This is a genomic window from Deltaproteobacteria bacterium, assembly GCA_019308905.1.
GTDB lineage: Bacteria > Desulfobacterota > BSN033 > WVXP01 > WVXP01 > JAFDHF01.
The window spans coordinates 86,046-105,598 of sequence record JAFDHF010000001.1 but is presented as its reverse complement, the minus strand read 5'-3'; the positions used below and the strand labels follow the sequence as shown (position 1 = coordinate 105,598).

Genomic DNA, 19,553 nt, shown 5'->3' with positions numbered 1-19,553 from the left:
CTGCTATGGACGCTGGAAATGGCGGGAAGTTGTTCGGGCTTTTTGCCACCTGTTGATGAGAGAGGAACATAGATGTGAGGGATGTCTCAGAGGGTGTTCGCAATGAGAGGGAGGTCGTCGATGTTGAGTTTTTGGGAAGTGGCGGATAGGGCTATCACCAAAGGGCCGTTGATGAAGCTCAGGGATTTCGATTTTAGGATTTTCAATACAACGTCTCGTCTGGTAAAGGAGTATGGCATAAGATACGATAAGGAGTTTCCAATTCCCTCTGATGATGACCTTGCAGACCGGGTATTTGAGGGCGGTCTGAGGCTCTATTCAGAAGTCGGGACGTATTGTATGGATACGGAGAGAGTCATTCAGTTTACCGAAGAGGAAATCCGTCAGGCTCTGGTTGATCTTAGCCGGTTGCCTGAAGAGATTGAGATAGGCGAGGGAACTGAGAAGAGACGCTTGATTCGGAGAAAAATCGGAGATCCTAGGAAACCTACCATAGTTGGTGGAGTGGTTGAGAGCAACCCGATTGAAGGACGGGATTTTGTTCAACTATACAAAAGTGTGGCTCAAGAGAAAATCATAGATGGGATCTACTACGGTCCTCCTCCGAAGAGTATTGAAGGCAAGAAATGGCTGTTGAATTCACCGCTGGATTGTCATGCCGCCAAGAGTGCTGTTTCGTGGATGAGAGAGGCATTGAGATCCGTGGGGAGACCGGGGCTGCATTTGCTGGATGCTTGCCCCTCAACCCTTGGGACTATTTCAGCCTTTGATCCGGGGAACGGACTGAGGAAGACAGATGCAATCAGTCTCCCTACGATAAGCGAACTAAAGGTAGATTTCGAAGTGCTGAATAAGGTCGCCTATGGCCTTCACTCTGGATGTCTGGAGAACCCGTTCTGGACCTCAGTAGTAGGAGGCTTTGCTGGCGGCCCCGAGGGTTGCGCGCTGGTCAACGTAGCCTCTGCTCTAAGTGCTGTCATGGTGTACCACGTGGGGGGTAGAGGATACGTATGCAATGCTAGTCTTCTCCAGAATCCTCCGATAAATACGGCGCGCTCGACTATCTGGGTTAGGAACGTCAGTACTCAGGCCCTTGTGAGAAATACGAACCTGATTTGTGGGGGTGGAGGACTTACTGCTGCAGGTCCTGGTACTGAACAGCAGCTGTGGGAGATCGCCGCTCTTGGAGTTCATATTTCCTGTGTTGGCGGGCACATCTTTCACGGCTGTCGTAAATCCGTATTGGTGAAGCCCAACCAGGGAACAGGCATGGAACCCAGGTGGGAAGGCGAGGTGGCGAGAGCGAGTGCTTCCTTGCGACGAGACGAGGCAAACGAGGTGATCGATTTCATACTGAGCAAATATGAGGAGAATATTTCCCATGAAAAAGCACCCCCTGGATACAGTTTCGAGGAACTCTATGATTACGAGAACGTGAAGGTGAAGTCGGAGTATTTCGATCTTTACGGAAAAGTCAAAGGGGAATTGGAAAACAGAGGTCTGAAATTTGATTAGGTGTGGTCGCTACGGGGGCTACGGGATGTTTGTACCCGGAACGGGGAAGAAGTTGTGCCGTTCGGAAAGGAGGTGATCCTGGGTTCCGTGTTTTTTGGAGTTCGGTCAAGTCCATAGACAAGGAGGTTAGAGCGGGATGAAAAGACGGATCATCATGGTTTTTGTTTTCGTGGGGATTCTCGGGTTGGCCTTGAATCCAGGCCGAGCTGAGGCTCAAACCAAAAAGATCAGGTTTTGGTCTGACCAGAGTGAGCCGTGGCAGCAGGAAGTTATCGGGAAGATGATCAGCGAATTCGAGTCGCTTAACCCTGATGTCAAGGTTGAGGTTGAGTACATAGGGTGGAAGGATCGCCAGGCGAAGATGACTGCCGCCATGGCGTCAGGGACAGAGCCAGAAGTCGCTCTGCTTTCGTCTCAATATGCCACCTCCTTGCCGGCTCAGGGCGCTTTGGCAAGGATGGACGATGTAATGGTCGATCTTGGTGGTCCAGAAGCCTTCTATGGAGCAGCACTCAGCCTGGCGTCTTATGAGGGCCACTTCTACAGTATCCCGTATTCGATGCTGCCTGTCGTGATATGGTATCGGAAAGATCGATTTGACAGAATTGGATTAAGACCACCTGAGACGCTGAGCGATTTCTATGAAGCAGCAAAGTTGTTGCATGAAAAGAGCGGCGGAAAGTATTTTGCCCTTGGAACGCCCTACGGAAGGGGCGAGTATACTGATGAAACATTCAGGGCACTCGCCTTGTGGCCAATGGGGGGTAGTGTGTTTGACAAGGAGGGCAAGGTGGTTTTCGATTCACCCGTTACGGCAAGGGCGCTCAGTTTTTACAAGAGCCTTTATCCTTTCACGCCACCTGGAAGCGAGACATGGGGATACAGTGACACCATGAAGTCCTTTGTTAGCGGAAGTTGTGCGATGACCATCTATTTTGGAAGAACTCTGAAGAATCTGCAGCAGTACAATCCCGAGATTCTACCGAAGACCGGCGCGATGCTTCCTCCAAAGGGCGAGTATCAGAGAACTGTGAATCCCCCCCAAAGTATCGGGGTCTTCAGAAATTCGAAATACCCCGAGTTGGGTAAGAAATTCGTGAAATTCTTTTTTACAAGTGACCAGTATGTCAGGTTTCTCTGGGCTACTCCGGGGCACAACGTGCCCGTGCTAAAGGCCAAGGCGGCTGCTTGGAGGCAGAACGAATTGCTTCAGAAGTACCCTGAAATAGTAAAGGTTCTGCTGAAGGCATGCGATCCGAAAATAGGTTTCAGCCCCACAAAACCGCCGGGGAATCCTGTGGCGAGCCCGTATTGGCAGCCGATTAGAGGATCCCGTGTTATCCCAGATGCTGTTCAAAGGGTGACGTTAAAGAACGAGGATCCTGAGAAGGTCGCTAAATGGGCTGCTGAGAAGATCAGGCAGATCATGGCTGAATTCAAGCTGTAGACAACCTGGGACGTCTGTGTGGGATGGGTGAGTCGCCTCTGCCGGTCTTATGAGAAGATTAGAGGCAGGACCTGGGGAGCTTTGAAGACACCGGTACGTGCATGGGAAGGGACAGGTCCTTTCATGACGGACTGTTGGAACGGCAGAGGCGACTCATGGCGGGGTGAATTGGTTTGCGAGCCTGAAAGAAAGACCCCTTGCTCTGGCTTGGGATGACGACAGTTGTTCAATCTAATCAGGCTAGCTTTCTTTGACATGTTTGGGAAGCAGATGCGGGTTTCCGGGGTCGTTTTTCGCCCTCTCATTCGCCCGGCTTAAGATGCATGTTAAGAAGAAAGGATTTAACTTATTCACAAAAGGAAAGCCGCCTTGGCCTCAAGCTGTTGTTGCCAAGTGTTCTGTTCGTGGGGGTCCTTATTGTCCTGCCTATTTTTTACAATATTTATCTCAGTTTTCATTTTGTGTCCGGTTATGATCCGACACATCCACGGTTCGTTGCGCTGGATAATTATGTACGCCTCCTGGGTAACGAGGTCTTCTGGTCTGACCTTAGAAACGCGATCATCTATACATTCGGGTCGGTTCTCTTACAACTTTCTTTAGGTCTGTCGATTGCTCTATTTCTGAATCAGGAGTTCACGGGTAGGAATCTCCTGAGAGGGATAGTCTTGCTTCCATACCTCATTCCCACTGTCTGTGCAGTTTTCATGGCTAGGTGGATGCTTGACCCGGTTCAGGGCATAACCAATGTCATGCTCCGCACGATTTTCGGCTTCACGGTAAACTGGTTGGGTTCACCGGGTAGCGCCATGTTTTCGGCGATGGCTGTAAATACCTGGAGGTTCTTCCCATTCGTCGAGATTGCCCTGCTGGCCAGGCTTCAAACCATTTCCCCTTCCCTCTATGAAGCCGCTGAAATCGATGGTGCTTCTAAGTTTCGAAGGTTCGTCCATATCACCCTCCCGGAATTGGCAGCCGTGCTTTTCGTGGTAGCCCTCCTTAGAACGATTTGGGCTTTCAATGACTTCCAGTTGATCTATATCCTGACCGGAGGAGGGCCGATGAATAGCACAGAGACATTGCCCCTTCTGGCTTACAGAGAAGCTTTTGATAATAACAATATAGGAATGGGTTGTACAGTAGCGATGTTCATGACTATATTTCTTATCTCTGTTTTTGGGCTGTATTACAAGATCTTCAATCCTCTGAGAGAAACTAAGTAGTTACAGTTGAATGTAAATTTAAGGGGCTGCCGTACGGTGGATGAAACGCGTCCTAGTTTTCTTGAAAGCGATAGGTGAGCATGGCCTGTGAAGAGTGGGTTACAAAATGAAGAGCATAATGAAAAGCGCAGTTACGTTCTTTATAGGAATTCTTATAGCACTGTTCATACTTGCACCGATCATATGGACTCTCATATCTTCTCTCAAACCGAGCAGTGAGATTCTGAGATACCCTCCTACGGTACTACCGAATGAGATAACTTTTATCCACTATGTGGAGCTTTTTCGAGAAACTTTGTTTCCATCCTATTTTCTTAACAGTCTATTAGTAGGCATCATTGCGACGCCACTTACTCTCCTAGTTGCTGCTCCAGGTGCATATAGTTTGACCAGATTCAGATACCGGGGAAAGGATATTTACGCTACGTTCTTACTATTCTGCTATATGGTACCCCTTCTTCTGTTAGGACTGCCGATGTTCATGATTATGAGCCGACTGGGAATTCTGAATACGAGGTTGAGTTTAGTTGTTTCATATGTGGCTTTTTGTTTGCCCTTTTGCATGTGGGTGCTGAGATCCTTTTTTGCCAGTATTCCCACCTCCCTGGAGGAGGCTGCCATGGTAGATGGAGCAACCAGGATCCAGGCACTAACTAAGGTGGTTCTTCCGCTGTCGATGCCAGGGTTGATTTCCTGTGGGATTTTTACGTTCATACTCGTTTGGAATGAGTATACACTCGCTTTGCTGTTTATCAGATCCGAGCACCTTAAAACGTTGCCCCTCGGGATGGTGGCTTTTATGGGAAGGGTGGCCTCTCAGTGGAACTACCTTTTACCCGCTATAATCCTGATGATTGCTCCGATACTTGTGGTTTTCATGATCGTTCAGAAGGCACTGGTAAGGGGTTTCCTTGCCGGAGCCACGAAAGGATGATTTTGGGATTCTTGGAATACACGAGTTCCAGGCTTCGCCTCCGGTGCCGTCCCCGGGTGTCTTTTTCCCCTTATCTTTGTGGGCTTGTCAGGAATGAATGGTTGGTTGGGGGAAGGAGAGGATGAGCCCCTGAGAAAATGCTTGACTGTGCGTTCCCGCTGTGCTACGCTGTCAAATCTCGTAACACGAATGAGATCCCAGGATTCGGTGTGGTGGGAAGGTAGATCGCAGGATTTCCAGGTTTTGGGAAGGAGTCGGACTGCTAGTTTCGCCCTCTGTGTTTTCTTTCTGTGCAGTCTGGGATGATGAAGAAGGGCCGGTTCTTCTTGGCTGGCTCAGAGATCCGATTGGGACAAAAGAAGCGTGGTGAAGGGAGAAGAAGATGGAACAAGCTTTGATGGATCAGCTACGGGAGGCCGTCATTGGTTGTGATGAGGACGGTGCCAGGGAGGTATCGGAGAGAATCCTGGAGTTGAACCTGGACGCCTATCAAGCGATTACGGAGGTGCTGACACCGGCAATTCGAGAGATGGGGGATCGTTTTGAGAGGGGAGAGGTGTTTTTGCCACAGCTTATGATGGCGGGCGATGCGATGAACGTGGCGGTCGGAATATTGAAGAAGGCGATATCGAAGGAGGATTTGAAGGCCGCGGAGAAGGGGACGGTTGTGTTGGGAACCGTGAAGGGGGATATTCATAACATCGGGAAGAACATTGTGGGAATCATGTTGACCACGGCGGGTTACGAAGTGGTCGATCTAGGGGTTGACGTGGAGCCCTCGAAGTTTATTGAAGGTGCGGAGAAGGCTGGAGCTCAGATTATAGGGGCATCGGCTTTGATGACTTTTACGGCGTCGAATATGAAGGTAATAGCCGAGTACATGGAGATGGAGGGTGTCAGGGACAAGTACAAGCTGGTATTTGGTGGTGGGCCCTTGACGGAGAGCTGGGCAAAGGAGATGGGTGCCGATGGTTATGCCCGAGATGCGATTAAGGCGGTGGAGGTTGTGGAGGGGCTTATGAGGAAATAGCCAGGGGATTCGACTGACTGTTTTTTTTCGGGGAAAGGGGTGGAATCGATGGTTTCGTTCATCTATCTCAGCCAGGAAGATGTTCTTGCCACGGGAGTCGACATGCCGAAGGTCATGGGTATTGTCGAGAAGGTTCTGGCGTTGCATGACGAGGGGAAGGTAGTTCTTCCCTCCAAGGTGATTTTGGATTTGGGCGAACGAGAGCGCGGGCGGATCAATGCTATGCCGGCTTATCTTGGTGGGGAGTTCGAGTTGTGCGGGATGAAATGGATAGCAGGGTTTCCTCCTAATCCCGTCAAGCATGGAATACCAAGAGCTCATGCACTCACCATACTAAATAGCGCCGACACGGGTGTGCCGTTGGCCGTGATGGACGGCACATATATTAGTGCTATGCGAACGGGGGCAGTGACCGGTGTTGGGGCGAAATATCTTGCCAATTCCGATTCCGAAGTTCTTGGAATCATCGGATGTGGAGTTCAGGCCAAGACGCAGGTTATGGCGATCAAAGTAGCCCTGCCTTCGGTGAAGCGGTTGAAGGGGTACGACATACGGTCTGAGTCGAGAGAGAGATTCGCCGAGTGGGTTTCCCAGGAGCTGGGCATAGAGGCAGAGGCTGTGGGATCGGCGCGCGAGGCGGTGGAAGGTTCGGACGTCGTTGTAACCGTTACGGTCGCTGACGAGCCGATCGTCAAGGACAAGTGGCTTAAGAAGGGAGCTCTTCTTGTGCACGTGGGATCTTATCAGGAGGAGGAGGAAGAGGTGATTCTCAATGCCGACAAGGTGGTTGTTGACCTGTGGCGTGAGGTACTTCATAGGGGGACGCCTCTCCTGGCGAGGCTTTACAACGCGGGTAGGATCAAGGATGAGAGGATACATGCAGACATAGGTGAGATCATTCGTGGCAAGAAGCAGGGCCGGACGAGTAAGGAGGAGAGGATATTCTTCTCACCTTTGGGGTTGGGTAGTGAGGATGTGGGCGTAGCCGGCTTTGTTTATGAGGAGGCCAAGCGGAAGGGGTTGGGGGTCACACTCAAGCTCTGGGAGAAACCTAAGATTCTGTGAAGAGGGACATGGATGATGGCAAGAGGTGGTCAGATCAGAATTCTTTCTGATGATGATATTGAGAACATTCACCTGAGTGCTCTGTCGATCTTGTGGCAGACAGGTATAGAGGTGAGAGAGGACCAGGCTTTTGAGATCCTCAAAAAGGCTGGTTGCCCTACCAATGGGAAAAGGGTTCGCATACCCTCCCATTTGGTTGAGGAAGCGATTCGTTTGGCTCCAGAGGCCTTTACCCTGTATGGGAGGGATCCGAGTCTCAGAGTTACCCTTGAAGGTCGTCGAGTGCATTACGAGCCGATGATTGGTAGGTTGAATATTCTGGATCTGGAGACAGGGATGAGGCGTAGGACGACCCTGGAAGATGTGGCTGACCTGGTTCGCTTGGCGGACTGCCTCGAGCATTACACGCTTTTGCACAGCGGGGCGATCATGCCTCATATTGAGGGCGTTCCGGACGAGGTCTCTCATGTCCGGGGGTACTACGTAAGTGTCAAGAATTCCTCGAAAGTGATCAAAGGCGTTGTCAGGGGAAAACAGAAGGCGAGGGACTGTATTCGGATGGCTTCGGCGGTCGCGGGGGGAGATGAGATCCTGAAGAGGCGGCCTAACATCTTTACCACGTGTAACGTGATATCTCCCTTGCAGTTCAATGTGGAGCAAACCGAGGGCTTGATTGAATACGCGAAGATGGGCCTTCCGGTGGACATCGCATCTGAGCCACAATCAGGTGCTACGTCTCCTGTGACTCTTTCCGGGACCCTCGCTCAGCAAACTGCAGAAATCCTGTCGATGCTGGTTGTGGCCCAGTTGGTCCACCCCGGCACTCCTGTGTTGATGGGTACGGTGGCGGCTGCAATGGACCTTCGCAACGGGACGATTGCGCTGGGCGGGGTCGAGGCTGCCATAATGAATGTCGCCCATGCCCAGATGGCCCGGTTTTATAAGATCCCGAGTCGCGGGACGGGGAGTAATACCGAGTCCAAGACTCTAGACATGCAGGCGGGTTACGAAAAAATGCTCACCCTCTTACTGCCTGCATTGGCTGGTATCAATATGATCTTCTATCCGGGCACTATGGATCACGCCTTGACCGTAAGCCTGGAGAGTTTGTTGATCGACCATGAGATGTGCGAGGCGATCGGTCGGATACAGGCTGGCGTCTCGGTGACGGATGAAAAGCTTGGGGTGGACCTGATCGATGTGGTTGGCCCTGGGGGACATTTTCTTAACCAGAAGCACACCCTCAAGCATCTGGAGGAGGAGCATTTCTTGCCCAAGCTGAGCGACCGGGATTCTTACGAGGTCTGGCTGGAGAAAGGGAAGGCTGGCGTTGTTGAGAAGGCTAAGGGGCAGGTAAAGAGGATTCTCGAAGAACACAGGCCCCTCTCCCTTGACAGCGCCGTGGACAAGGAGTTGGTTGGAATAATCAAGGAGGTCGAGAAGAGAGAATTGGGGATTTGATAGGGAAAGGGGGTGATGAAATCGGTAGATGTTTCGGTTCTTGTCATGAGGAAAGGATTTTCTTGAAAGCTCTTTTAGAGGCGGACTGCATCCGCGCGGGGGAATGAAAACCAACGTGAAAGAGAGTGGATGTTCGGTCCGCAGCTGTGGAGGAGGAAGATATGGAGAAGAAGGGTGTGTTTGTTGGGGTTTTGGTGTGTGTGTTACTCTCGGCTTTCCTCTCGTCAGAGGCGTTCGCGTCTGAAATCAAGCTCCTTAAGATAGGGACTGCGTCACCAGGAGGGAACTGGTACCTTTCGGGGGCGGCTCTGGCACCGAAATTAGAGGAGGTGCTTCCAGGTGTGAGGGTGACCAGCACTACCGGAGGCTCGGTTTCCAACACGGTGAAAGTGAATAGCGGCAGGGAGCTGCAGATCGGGTTGACCATTGCAAATGTACAATACCAAGCCTACAAAGGGATGCCTCCTTTCTTCAAGAAAGCCCATGAAAATATACGCTTCATCGGAACTATCGAGACGATGATATGGCAAATGGTCGTCCCGAGGAAATCAAACATATTTAGCGTCTATGATTTGAAAGACAAGAGAATCAATCCCGGAAAGATAGGCTGGGGCGACCGGGTGATAGCGGAACTGGTTTTGAAAGCCCATGGGTTGAGTTTCAAGATCATCGAGGCCAACGGGGGGGTGGTGAACAGCCTCGGTTTCAATGATGCGGCCACAATGATGCAGGATGGACATCTGGACTGCGAGATGACCTATGGAGCCATCATGCCGTTTCTGCTGAACCTGGACACGAGGCCGGGCCTTCGATGGTTGCCTTTCGGAGGCAAGGAAAGGGATACTTTCCTTTCAAATGAACTGGCCGTTGGATGGGCAAAGGCCACCCTAAAAAAGGGAGCCTATGCGGGTGTTACTGAAGACATTCCTGCCGTGGGAGTTCAGACTACCGTGATAGTCAACAAGGATCTGCCCGACGATATGGTTTACAAGATCACCGAGGTTTTGTTCGAAAGTGGTTTTCAGAAGGACATTTTTGCTGCCGCCGAGAGGAAGGGATTCCCCAAAACCTGTTGCCTGGAAACCGTGATGAACGGGGCCACAATACCGATCCATCCGGGCGCTCTTCGGTACTTCAAAGAGAAGGGAGTCCCTATCAGGAAGTAGATTTTCCCCCCGTGTTGCCGTGAATCCGGCTGTTTTTCGATAGGGGTGTATTGGATAGTGTGAAAGTGGCTGGCGGCGGTTCTTCGTAACTCAACCGTGAAGGGCCGCCGCAAACAATCAACCCAGCAATCGTTGAGGAGGCAAGCAGTGTTATCTTTTTGGGAGGTGGCAGATAGGGCGCTCAACAAGGGCCCACTGATGAAGTTGAAGAATTTTGATCTCAACCTTTTCAAGGTCGCAACGGGCTTGGTCAAGGAGTATGGCATCAAGTACGATCCAGAAGTTCCTATCCCACCGGATGATGGGCTGGCAGATCGTGTCTTTCAAGCCGGGTTGAAGCTTTATGCCGAGACGGGAACCTACTGCACGGACACCGAAAGGGTGATTCGATTCGAGGAGGAAGAGATCCTAGAAGCCCTGTCTGAACTCGGCCGGATGCCTGAAGAGATAGAGATCGGTGAAGGATCCGACAAGAGGCGGCTGTTCAAAAGGACCATTGGAGACCCGAGGAAACCGCTGGTTGTTGGAGGGGTGGTAGAGGACAATCCGGTAGAAGGTCGGGATTTTGTCCAGTTATACAAGAGCATAGCTCAGGAGAGGATCATAAACGGGATCTACTACGGACCTCCTCCACGGAGCATCGAAGGTAAGAAGTGGACCATCAATTCGCCTCTGGACTGCCACGCTGCAGTGAGCGGGGTTGGATGGATGAGAGAAGCCATCAAGAGTGTGGGAAGGCCGGGTTTACACCTCCTCGACGCTTGCCCTTCGGCGCTGGGGACCATATCGGCGTGTAGCTTGGAAAATGGGCTTCGGAGAACCGATGCCATCACTCTTGCTACTATAAGCGAATTGAAAGTCAACTTCGAACTCCTCAACAAAGTCGCCTATAGCCTTCATTACGGCTGCTTGAGAAGTCCGTTCTGGACCTCAATTGTAGGAGGTTTTGCTGGAGGCCCTGAAGGTTGCGCCCTCGTGAACGTTGCTGCGGCCCTAAACGGAATCATGGTCTACCAGGTGGGAGGGAGCGGGTACATCATGAATTCGAGTATCCTCCAAAACCCCCCGATAAACACGGCTCGCCAGACTATCTGGGTAAGAAACATCAGTATGCAGGCCTTGGTGAGGAATACCAATCTTATATGTGGTGGCGGTGGACTCACCTCTGCGGGTCCTGGAACGGAACAGCAACTGTGGGAGATTGCTGCCCTTGGAATTCATACCTCTTGTGTGGGAGGTCACATTTTTCATGGTGCCCGGAAGGCTGTCTTGGTAAAGCCGAACCAGGGAACAGGATTGGAGCCCAGGTGGGAGGGAGAGGCAGCTCGGGCAGGTGCCTCGCTGAGGCGGGATGAGGCGAATGAAGTGATCGACTTCATACTGAGGAAGTATGAGGACAACATCTCACCAGACAAAGCTCCCGCTGGTTACAGTTTCAATGAACTTTATGACTATGAGAATGTCACCGTGAAGCCAGAGTACTTTGACCTTTACTGCAAGGTCAAGAAGGAACTGGAAGACAAAGGGCTGAGATTCGACTAGGCTGAATCCCCCTCTCCTTGACGCCGTAGAGGCACAACCGGGACATCCGTAGAGCATTTCAGGTTGCTGCTACTATTGACTCTTACGGGAAGAAGCGCAGTAGTGAACCAAACTCACGAAAGCCAGATGATCGATCTTTCCCTGGAGGAGAAGAACGATGTTCTATCCTGGACGATCACCAACCCGAGAATGTCCGTCGAGTTTATCTTGGCTGTTCTCTTCCTGGTAAGCGCGGTTTTTTTCTCTGTTTACCACCTCTACACGGGCTACTTCGGCCAACCAGAAGCGCACCTGCACCGTTCGATCCATCTTACCGTAGTCTTCGTGATGGTTTTCATAATGTATCCGATCGACCGGAAACCTTGGAATGCCCCTTTCCGGTGGGTACGGTTGATAGATCTCATCCTTATGTGCATTGCCCTGGTAGCAGAGTTCTACTACCTAGCGGATCTTGAAGGGTACCCGTACCGAATTCCCTCTCCGAGTCTCATGGACATGATTATGGGGGCCACCGTCTATTTCCTCGTTCTTGAAATTACGAGACGAACCGTAGGCTGGCCTATGGTGCTGATAGCTCTGTTTTTCAGTATTCACGCCCTGTACAGTAACTACTTTGTATCAATCCTTTATGGGAGCCCCACCTTCTACGACACCTTTATCGCTGAGACTGTGATGACATCCAGTGGTATTTTCGGGATCCCTATAGCGGTTATGGCCTCCTTTGTGGTGCTTTTTCTTATCTTTTCAGCACTGCTGATCTATACAGGAGCGGGAAAATTTTTCGTGAATCTCGCCTATGGAATCGCTGGGAATCAGGTAGGTGGCCCTGCCAAAGCAGCGATAGTTTCGAGCATGGCATTTGGAACCATTTCGGGGAGTACGGCATCGGACGTCGTTGCTACAGGAAGCTTCACGATTCCTCTCATGAGACGCCTGGGCTACCACAAGCGGTTTGCTGGAGCGGTCGAGGCTGTTGCCTCAAGCGGAGGAGCCTTCATGCCGCCGGTCATGGGGGCTGTGGCTTTCATTATGGCGGCTTTTCTCGGAATTCCTTATTTTTCTGTGATTCTCGCAGCCTTGTTGCCCGCTTTGCTTTACTACACGTCCCTTTTCCTGATGGTGGATTTCCAGGCCAGAAAAAAGGGACTGGCCGCCATTCCCAGGAAAGATCTTCCGGATCTGCGGATGGTCCTGAGGTGGGGCGGGCACCTCGTGATCCCAGTAATAGTGCTGGTGGGTATGCTTGCTCTCAACTACTCAGCTTCGGCGGCAGCCTCCTGGAGCATAGCAGTCTTGTTTGGCGTTACTCTCTTGAAGAAAGAGAGCAGGCTTGGACCAATCGAGATCTTGAGGGTCTTCGAATCCGCTGGAAAGCGTGTGTTGCCTGTTTCCTCGGCGTGTGCCTGTGCAGGGATTATTATCTCCGCTACCACTCTATCAGGGGCGGGTCTGCGGCTTGGCCAGGTGATCATCGAGACCAGCGGAGCCTCCATTTTGGTGGCTCTTGTGTTTACTATGATCCTTTCGATTGTCCTGGGGATGGGTTTGACCACCACAGCCGTCTATATTACTTTGGTGGTCACAGTGATTCCAACAATAGTCAAGCTCGGTGTTCTCCCTATTGCCGCCCATTTGTTCGCCCTTTACTTCGGCGTTCTTTCCAACATAATTCCGCCGGTCGCCATTGCCGCATTTGCTGCCGCCGCTCTGGCTGAAAGCAATCCCATGAAAACGGCAGTCACTGCCTTTGGCATCGGTATAGCCGGTCTTATCGTCCCATTCGCTTTTGTTTACAGGAGAGAGCTACTACTCATGGGTAATCCAGCGGAGATTCTACTGGCTGTTCTTACCAGTCTGGTCGCAGTGGCCGGATTGGCCATGTCCATTCAGGGATGGGCCCGGAGGAAGGTTTCCCTGGTATGGAGGGCCGTCCTCTTTCTTGCCGCAATCGGGTCGTTTAGCCACAACCGGGCGGTCTATGTGACCGGAGCCGTGGTTATCGTGTTGTATTTTCTCATAGGCCAGGTAAAGGGGAAAAGGGCACAGCCTGCTTGAAGGTGATCGATTTGTCGGAAGGTCGATCGGCTGCCCGCGTATGCCGGCCGTGTCCCGCAAGAAAAAGGCGCCCGTCAAAGCTTCTCAGAGGGCGCCGGGTGCAAGCCGGGACTCGAGTCATTCCTGGCTACTGCCCTTGCCTGTGCACGGCCCGCATGGTCCTTGCCAGTTCCTTGATCTCGCCAAGGTCCTTGAGCATCATATTGTAACCATACCAGTAAGCATAGTCGGGGTTGACATGGAAAAACGCCTGGTAGGAACGCATGCGATGCTTCATGAACATCTGGACCAGAACCTGGTCGATGTAGGAGAGCCTGTCGAAATCCGTGTTTCCCTCAGCGCCGCCTGTATGCATGAAAGTGAGCAGGAAGGGATAGTTGGCGGGATAGTCTGCAGGTTTTTGGATGATCCCCTCCTTGTAGAGACCGGCGACCGTCTCAATGGCATCCGCCATCAGGCGATCCACCTTCTGGAGTATGGAATCCCCCATGGCCAGTTGCTCCCTGGCATAGGCTTCTGAGTGACATTGCGAACAGGTCTGGATCATCTTGTCCCGTTCCCTTTGCCAGGAGGGCTGATCGAGGCGCGCCATATCAACGGCTTTGACCGCGTCGAGAATCGGGGTCGCCTTGCCCGTCCCGGGATCGAGAACGCCTAGTGCCTTGAGGATGGTTATCCGGTCAGCCGCCCACTGCTTGTCCTGAGGCAAAGGCAGTCTCACCCCCAGAAATCCCCAGGCCGTGTGGTTTTCGTGGTTGCCATCAGGCATGTGGCATTGCTGGCATGTGGGAGCGACGGCATCTCTCGGGAGGTCGCCGCTGCGAAGGGCGAACCAGCGTTCACCGTGTTTGGAACTCGACCACATCTCCCATTGGGGATGATCGTATCCCATGTGGCACTGCTGGCAAGCTCTCGGGTTTCTTGCCTCCTTCTTGGAGAAACTGTGTCTGGTATGACATTCATCGCATGAGTTGTTCTGGTAGCGGTATCCCTTTTCCTGGAGGTCTCTCTTCTGCTCCTCCGACTTGATGCCCATATTGTGACACCCGCCGCAGCCCCGACCACCCTCTATCAGTTCGTCAGGGGCAAGGTGGCTGGCGGGCAGGGCGTTGAGCGATGTCCAGCCGAAGTTATGTTTGCCCTTGGAGAACTGGTTGAATTTGTCTTCGTGGCAATCGGCACAGACCTTCTCGTCGGGCAGTCTGGCCAGCTTGTAATTCTCAGCCCTTGTATGTCTGTCGCCGTGGCAGGTTGCGCAGCCGAGGTCTTGCCGGGCATGTTCGCTACTCTTGAAGTCCTGAACCTGCCCCGGTGAAATCTTCTCATGGCAGGCGATACAGGAGTCTTCGGCCGCATGGGATGTTCCAAAAAGAAGGATCAATACCAAAACAAGAGCCAACACCAAATGTCTGGTCTTTCCCACAGGTCTTCTCCTTTCCGTCCGGATTCTCCTGGTACAATCGAGAAGCCCGAAACTCCCGGGAAATTCGTCACCCTCCTTGAAAAGCGATACTGGGAAGGCAGAAGGGCGAACTCGGCTTTCCCCGAAAGATCTGGAAAACGGACATCATGGGAATCATATTCAAAGAGGACCGCCGGTGTCAACACCATCTTTGTTCGAGTTTCCTGGCTTTCGGAGAAAACACCCGTTCCCGAGCGACGTTGCCGAGGTGGAGGGGCACCAATCAGGGCGACCGGACGGCCTGCTGTCTGTGTGGTTCTTGGGTACGTGGCCTCCTCTGAAGAACCGCCATGGATCGAAAATTGCCGCTTCTTGGAAGCCGGTCTTGCCAGGCCTAACCAACTCTGTCCGGTCTCAATCGGACGCGCCTCTGTCCTTTGAGCGCCGATTGTAAGCCGGAGATTCGTAGACTTCGGGGTTGACGACATTGGGGGGTCTTCTCCCCCTGAGCATGGCCAGACCGTTCTTGGCGGCCAGGAGAGCCATCTGTTCGCGGGTATCCACCGTTGCACTCCCTATATGGGGCAGCAGGACCACGTTGGGCAGTTCCGAAAGCCCAGAACTGAGCCTGGGCTCGTCCTCGTAAACGTCGAGCCCGGCCCCTGCTATCCTTCCCTGCTCCAGAGCCGCCACAAGGGCCGTCTCATCCACGACCGGGCCCCTGGAGGTATTGATGAGAATGGCGGTCGATTTCATTAGATGGAGTTCCCTTTTCCCGATGAGATGCCGGGTTTCCTCGGTCAGAGGGCAGTGGAGGGTGACAAAATCGCTCTCTTTCAACAGCTCGTCGAGCTCCCTGTATTCCACTCCGCGGCTATTCTCAATGGCATCCCTTTTGTAAGGGTCATAGGCGGTGACCCTCATTCCGAACCCTCGGCTGCGCTTCATCACGGCCTGGCCGATTCTTCCAAAACCTACGATGCCGAGGACCTTCCGCGTTCTGGAGCCACCGGGTCCTATATCGAGCCCCATGAATCGCTTCCAGCCGTCTTGTTGCCATTGGCCGGAGACGGTGTAACTATGGGCCTGGGGGATCATCCTCGCCGTTGCCATGAGCAACGCCCAGGCAAGGTCCGCCGTAGTATCCGTCAGGACTCCGGGGGTATTGGTCACTGGAATACCGAGTTCCGTGGCAGACTTTGTGTCGATATTGTCATATCCCACCCCGTAGTTGGCAATGCCGCGCAGCCTCGGGCCGGCCGTCATCACCTCTCTCCGAATCCGCTGGCCTCCCCTGGGAAGGAGGAGATCCGCCCCTTTTACCGTCTCGATCAGCTGCCCCTCTGCAAGAGGTTCACCTCGTGGTCCATGGATCACCAGAACATCCACCCCAGCCCTGCTCAGCGCATCCACCCCCGCTTTGGGTATCGGCCAGGGAACGAGAACCTTCCGTGCCATCTTGCCTCCTTCATGGGGAAATGCCATCCTTGGCTTTCCCGTGGGACCTGACAGGAATCACCACCACATCACCGTGTTTTCAGGAGAGCCGTCTTACTGCCTCTTTTCATACTCGATGGTTATGGTCACGGTGCGGTTGAGGGCACGGCCTTCAGGGAGGCCGTTGTCGTACAGGGGATCGTGGGGCCCTGCTCCCCTGTATGTGATCCTCTCGGCCGCCGGCATGATCCCTGCCAGTATCCCGTCATAGACGGCCTTTGCCCGGCGCTCTGAAAGCGCCATATTGTAACTCTCATTCCCGATTGTGTCCGTATGGCCCACAATCGTCACCGTGGCCTCGGGGAGGGCTTCGATCCTCTTGATGATCCGGTCAAGGACCGTCTTGTTTCGGTCCTCAATATCCGCCCGGTCAAAATCGAAGAGGATGAGGGCATACCTCTCCATGACTCTGTAGCCCAATTTCCGGGCAACCCGCTCTTCCCTCCTGACGAAGCGGACAGACGAGGTGGCGTCGGTATTGAATGTGTTGCCGGCTTTGTCCGTTACCCCAAGAGTCGCCCTGATCTTCTGGAAAGAGCGAATCCTGTGGAGGCCTGTCTTTTCCAGATCAAAGGTATAGACCGGGAGAAGATCGCCGTCTCCCTCAACCGAGTCCATCTGGAAGCCATCCCCCTCCAGCTTGATACTCCAGTGCTCAATACCGTAGCCGGCCTGGATCCTGGGGAAGACCCGGATCGATTCGGTATCGGCGATCTCCTCTACATAGCTGCTCTTCACGGTATCCAGAATCTCCGGAGAATTCGAATAGATCTCCACACGCTGGTTCTCTGCCCTGCCTTCCTCCAAATTGCCCGGGCTTGCGACGACGGGTGAGTTGCGAGCCTCTATCGCCATTCGCCATGAATCTATCCCCCATATATACCTCAGGTATGCCCGCACCGCTTCTGCTCGGCTCCGTGAGAGGTCGGTCCTCCCTCGCTCCACTCCGCGGTTAGAGTTGCAGCCGACGATTCTTATGCGGGTTTCCGGATTGGCCACCAGGCGCTGCCCGATTATGTTGAGAAGGTGATAGTACTTTTCCATCTGGCCTCTCAGACGCCTCTCATCAAAGGACTCTGTCTCACTCTGGTTCGAAAAGACCACGTACCTTTCGGGAATCTCGCTCTGGCCCGTCTCAAAAAACACGTAGTTCAGCAGGGGAGAGCTATCCACTGTAGTCAGCTCTTCAACGGTGAGGGTCTCCGGTTCTATTTTGAGTTCACCGTGAGGAGGACCGACCAGTTCCCTTATTGCTTCCCTCTTGGAGACCCGAACCACAGAAAGGCCCGTACAGGTGTCAAAGGTATCACCATAAATGTCGGTGACCCTGATACAGGCTCTTATGTTCCTGAATCCTGCCAGCTCGTCCAGGCCGAACTCGTCTAGAGGAAAGGCGTAAAAGGGTTCGAGGTCGCCGGTACCCTCCAGGATCTTAATAGTCCGGCTGTCACCCGAGATGGTAAGCCTCCAGTGAGAAAGGCCGTACTCTGCCGTTATATGGGGCACGATCCTTATCTGGTTTATATGATTTATCTCGACGATGAACCGTTCAGCCGCGGCTCGGCGCAACTCCTCCGATTCGAAGAGTATTTCCACCCGCTGATTCTCGGCTCGGCCGCCCAGAACAATCATGGGTGTCGGGTGGGACGGCAGGTTCCGGGCCTCCACTTCCATGCGGGAGGCGGCTATGCCCCAGACACCGGACAGGTAGTCCCTTACGGCTTGAGCCCTGCGTCTTGACAGATCGAGGTTTTTCTCTTCCGGGCCGGAATCGGAATTACACCCCACGATACGGATCCGGGCCGCAGGATTCTCGGTCAGCCGTCTGCCCACGAGATTGAGGACGTTGTAGTACCTCTCCATGGCGTCTGTCAGGTCTTCTTCCCTAAAGGATTCCGCCTCGGCTCTGTCAGCGAGAAGGACGTATTTGTCAGGGATCTCGGCTTTGCCGGTTTCGAAAAATACCATGTCCGCTATGGGTGCTCCCCCTATCATAGTAACCCTGTTGAAATCGAGTTCAGCCGGCGCCATGGTCAAAGTTCCGTGGGGCGGCTGTGGAATCCGATAGGTCACAACGTAGCGATAAAGCAGCGTGGTGGTAAAGGACTGGAAGATAGGGAGGAGTTCCTTTGCCGACTTGGCCTTCCAGATGCGGCCGCCGTGATTGCCGGCAAAGGATTTGAGGAAAGGATTCATCTTCCTCCTCGGCATGTAGTCCACACAGTAGGCCTCGAAGTTTGGAATTCCCGATGCTTCCTCCTCGACCGTTCTCTCGGTTAGCCTGCTGTTGATATCCTCGCCGTCCGAGAATACGACCAGAAACTTCTGGTCTTTTCCGGGCATCCGGCGGACGATGTCGAGGCCCGCCACCATGGCTTCGTAGAGGTATGTGCCGCTGGTTATTGCACGGCCGAATGCATCCTTGAAAAAATCCCTGAATTGCCCAACGTCATTCGAATGAAAGGCCCTGGTGTGTAGGGTCCTCCCTCCCACCAGCATCTTTTGTCGTTCATCGAACACGACGACATGGATATTGTCTATGGGGCGCACGGTCTGCAGAAAAGAATCAAGGGCGGAAAGAAGGGGCCCTACGGCTCGGCGCTTCTTCATGGAGAAGGAGTTGTCCACGACGAGAACGATGTTCAAGGGAACCTCTTGGGTGGTCTCAAGAGGTTCCGCGGAGAGTATCCTGGCCTTCCTGTCCCCCTTTTGAACAAGGAAATCCTCGGCTTTCAAACCACGGATAGGGCGGCCGTCAGGGTCCAAGACAGAAACCAGGAGCCTGTTCTCATCCACTGTCTGGTATCCCACCCGGGCGCTTCGGCCCGGGGTAAGGACCTGGATGTCGTCAGCAGCACGGCAGTGCAGGGGATGTGCGACGCCAAAGACAAAGATCAACGGCAGGAGTATGCCCTTTTTCATCTCTCCCTCCAAAAGGGTCCATGGGACCGAAAAAAGCGGAAAAGATTCTTTCCTTACAGGGGAGTCAAGGTACCACCAAGAACCTGACACTGTCAAGAAAGAAGCCTGCCCGGGTTGCCTCCCATTACGATCGAGGACTCTTGCGGGTTGCCAACCTCACGACTGCCTCTCTTTCTGACCCGTTAGGATCGAGCCTTTTGTCTTGGCGAGGGTAGCTGGGAGAGCTCGATTCGAGTTTGAAGCCGGATGGGTGCGTGAGGGGCTCAGGAGGATTCCGATGATTTGACGGGGTCT

Annotated in this window: 13 protein-coding genes; 10 read left to right on the top strand and 3 right to left on the bottom strand. The window is 53.1% G+C overall.

The annotated features are described in order from the left end of the window. Nucleotides 1-120 precede the first annotated feature (120 nt). From JRJ26_00460 to JRJ26_00415, 10 genes are all read left to right on the top strand, one after another. Nucleotides 121-1,515 carry a monomethylamine:corrinoid methyltransferase gene (locus tag JRJ26_00460; protein MBW2055947.1) on the top strand — a complete coding sequence of 465 codons (1,395 nt, stop codon included), beginning with the start codon at nt 121-123 and terminating at the stop codon, nt 1,513-1,515. A gap of 136 nt (nt 1,516-1,651) precedes the next feature. Next, on the top strand, nt 1,652-2,962 hold the full coding sequence (locus JRJ26_00455) for a sugar ABC transporter substrate-binding protein (protein ID MBW2055946.1): 1,311 nt from the start codon (nt 1,652-1,654) through the stop codon (nt 2,960-2,962). 323 nt (nt 2,963-3,285) lie between these two features. Beyond that, nucleotides 3,286-4,185: a sugar ABC transporter permease gene (locus JRJ26_00450; GenBank protein MBW2055945.1), complete on the top strand. Its 900-nt coding sequence runs from the start codon at nt 3,286-3,288 to the stop codon at nt 4,183-4,185. 106 nt (nt 4,186-4,291) lie between these two features. Beyond that, nucleotides 4,292-5,119: a carbohydrate ABC transporter permease gene (locus JRJ26_00445; GenBank protein ID MBW2055944.1), complete on the top strand. Its 828-nt coding sequence runs from the start codon at nt 4,292-4,294 to the stop codon at nt 5,117-5,119. Between the two features lie 382 nt (nt 5,120-5,501). Beyond that, nucleotides 5,502-6,149 (top strand): corrinoid protein, encoded by a 648-nt coding sequence (locus JRJ26_00440; GenBank protein ID MBW2055943.1) that lies wholly within the window; start codon nt 5,502-5,504, stop codon nt 6,147-6,149. Between the two features lie 39 nt (nt 6,150-6,188). Then, nucleotides 6,189-7,214, top strand: a complete 1,026-nt coding sequence (locus JRJ26_00435; GenBank protein ID MBW2055942.1) for an ornithine cyclodeaminase family protein — start codon at nt 6,189-6,191, stop codon at nt 7,212-7,214. Between the two features lie 12 nt (nt 7,215-7,226). Beyond that, the gene (locus JRJ26_00430) at nt 7,227-8,675 is read left to right on the top strand and encodes a trimethylamine methyltransferase family protein (GenBank protein ID MBW2055941.1); all 1,449 of its coding nucleotides are present in this window, start codon (nt 7,227-7,229) and stop codon (nt 8,673-8,675) included. A 161-nt stretch (nt 8,676-8,836) separates the two neighbouring features. Further along, nucleotides 8,837-9,841, top strand: coding sequence for a TAXI family TRAP transporter solute-binding subunit (locus JRJ26_00425; GenBank protein ID MBW2055940.1), 1,005 nt, complete (start codon nt 8,837-8,839; stop codon nt 9,839-9,841). A 147-nt stretch (nt 9,842-9,988) separates the two neighbouring features. After that, nucleotides 9,989-11,383, top strand: coding sequence for a monomethylamine:corrinoid methyltransferase (locus tag JRJ26_00420; GenBank protein ID MBW2055939.1), 1,395 nt, complete (start codon nt 9,989-9,991; stop codon nt 11,381-11,383). Nucleotides 11,384-11,485: 102 nt separating this feature from the next. Then, nucleotides 11,486-13,438, top strand: coding sequence for a TRAP transporter fused permease subunit (locus JRJ26_00415; GenBank protein ID MBW2055938.1), 1,953 nt, complete (start codon nt 11,486-11,488; stop codon nt 13,436-13,438). Between the two features lie 127 nt (nt 13,439-13,565). Here JRJ26_00415 and JRJ26_00410 read toward each other — a convergent pair whose 3' ends face one another. The 3 genes from JRJ26_00410 to JRJ26_00400 form a co-directional block, all read right to left on the bottom strand. Next, entirely contained in the window at nt 13,566-14,843 is a 1,278-nt protein-coding gene (locus tag JRJ26_00410; protein MBW2055937.1) for a cytochrome C, read from the bottom strand. Nucleotides 14,844-15,254: 411 nt separating this feature from the next. Further along, on the bottom strand, nt 15,255-16,298 hold the full coding sequence (locus tag JRJ26_00405; GenBank protein MBW2055936.1) for a D-glycerate dehydrogenase: 1,044 nt from the start codon (nt 16,296-16,298) through the stop codon (nt 15,255-15,257). A gap of 93 nt (nt 16,299-16,391) precedes the next feature. Then, nucleotides 16,392-19,259 carry an OmpA family protein gene (locus JRJ26_00400; protein MBW2055935.1) on the bottom strand — a complete coding sequence of 956 codons (2,868 nt, stop codon included), beginning with the start codon at nt 19,257-19,259 and terminating at the stop codon, nt 16,392-16,394. Between the last annotated feature and the right edge of the window lie 294 nt (nt 19,260-19,553).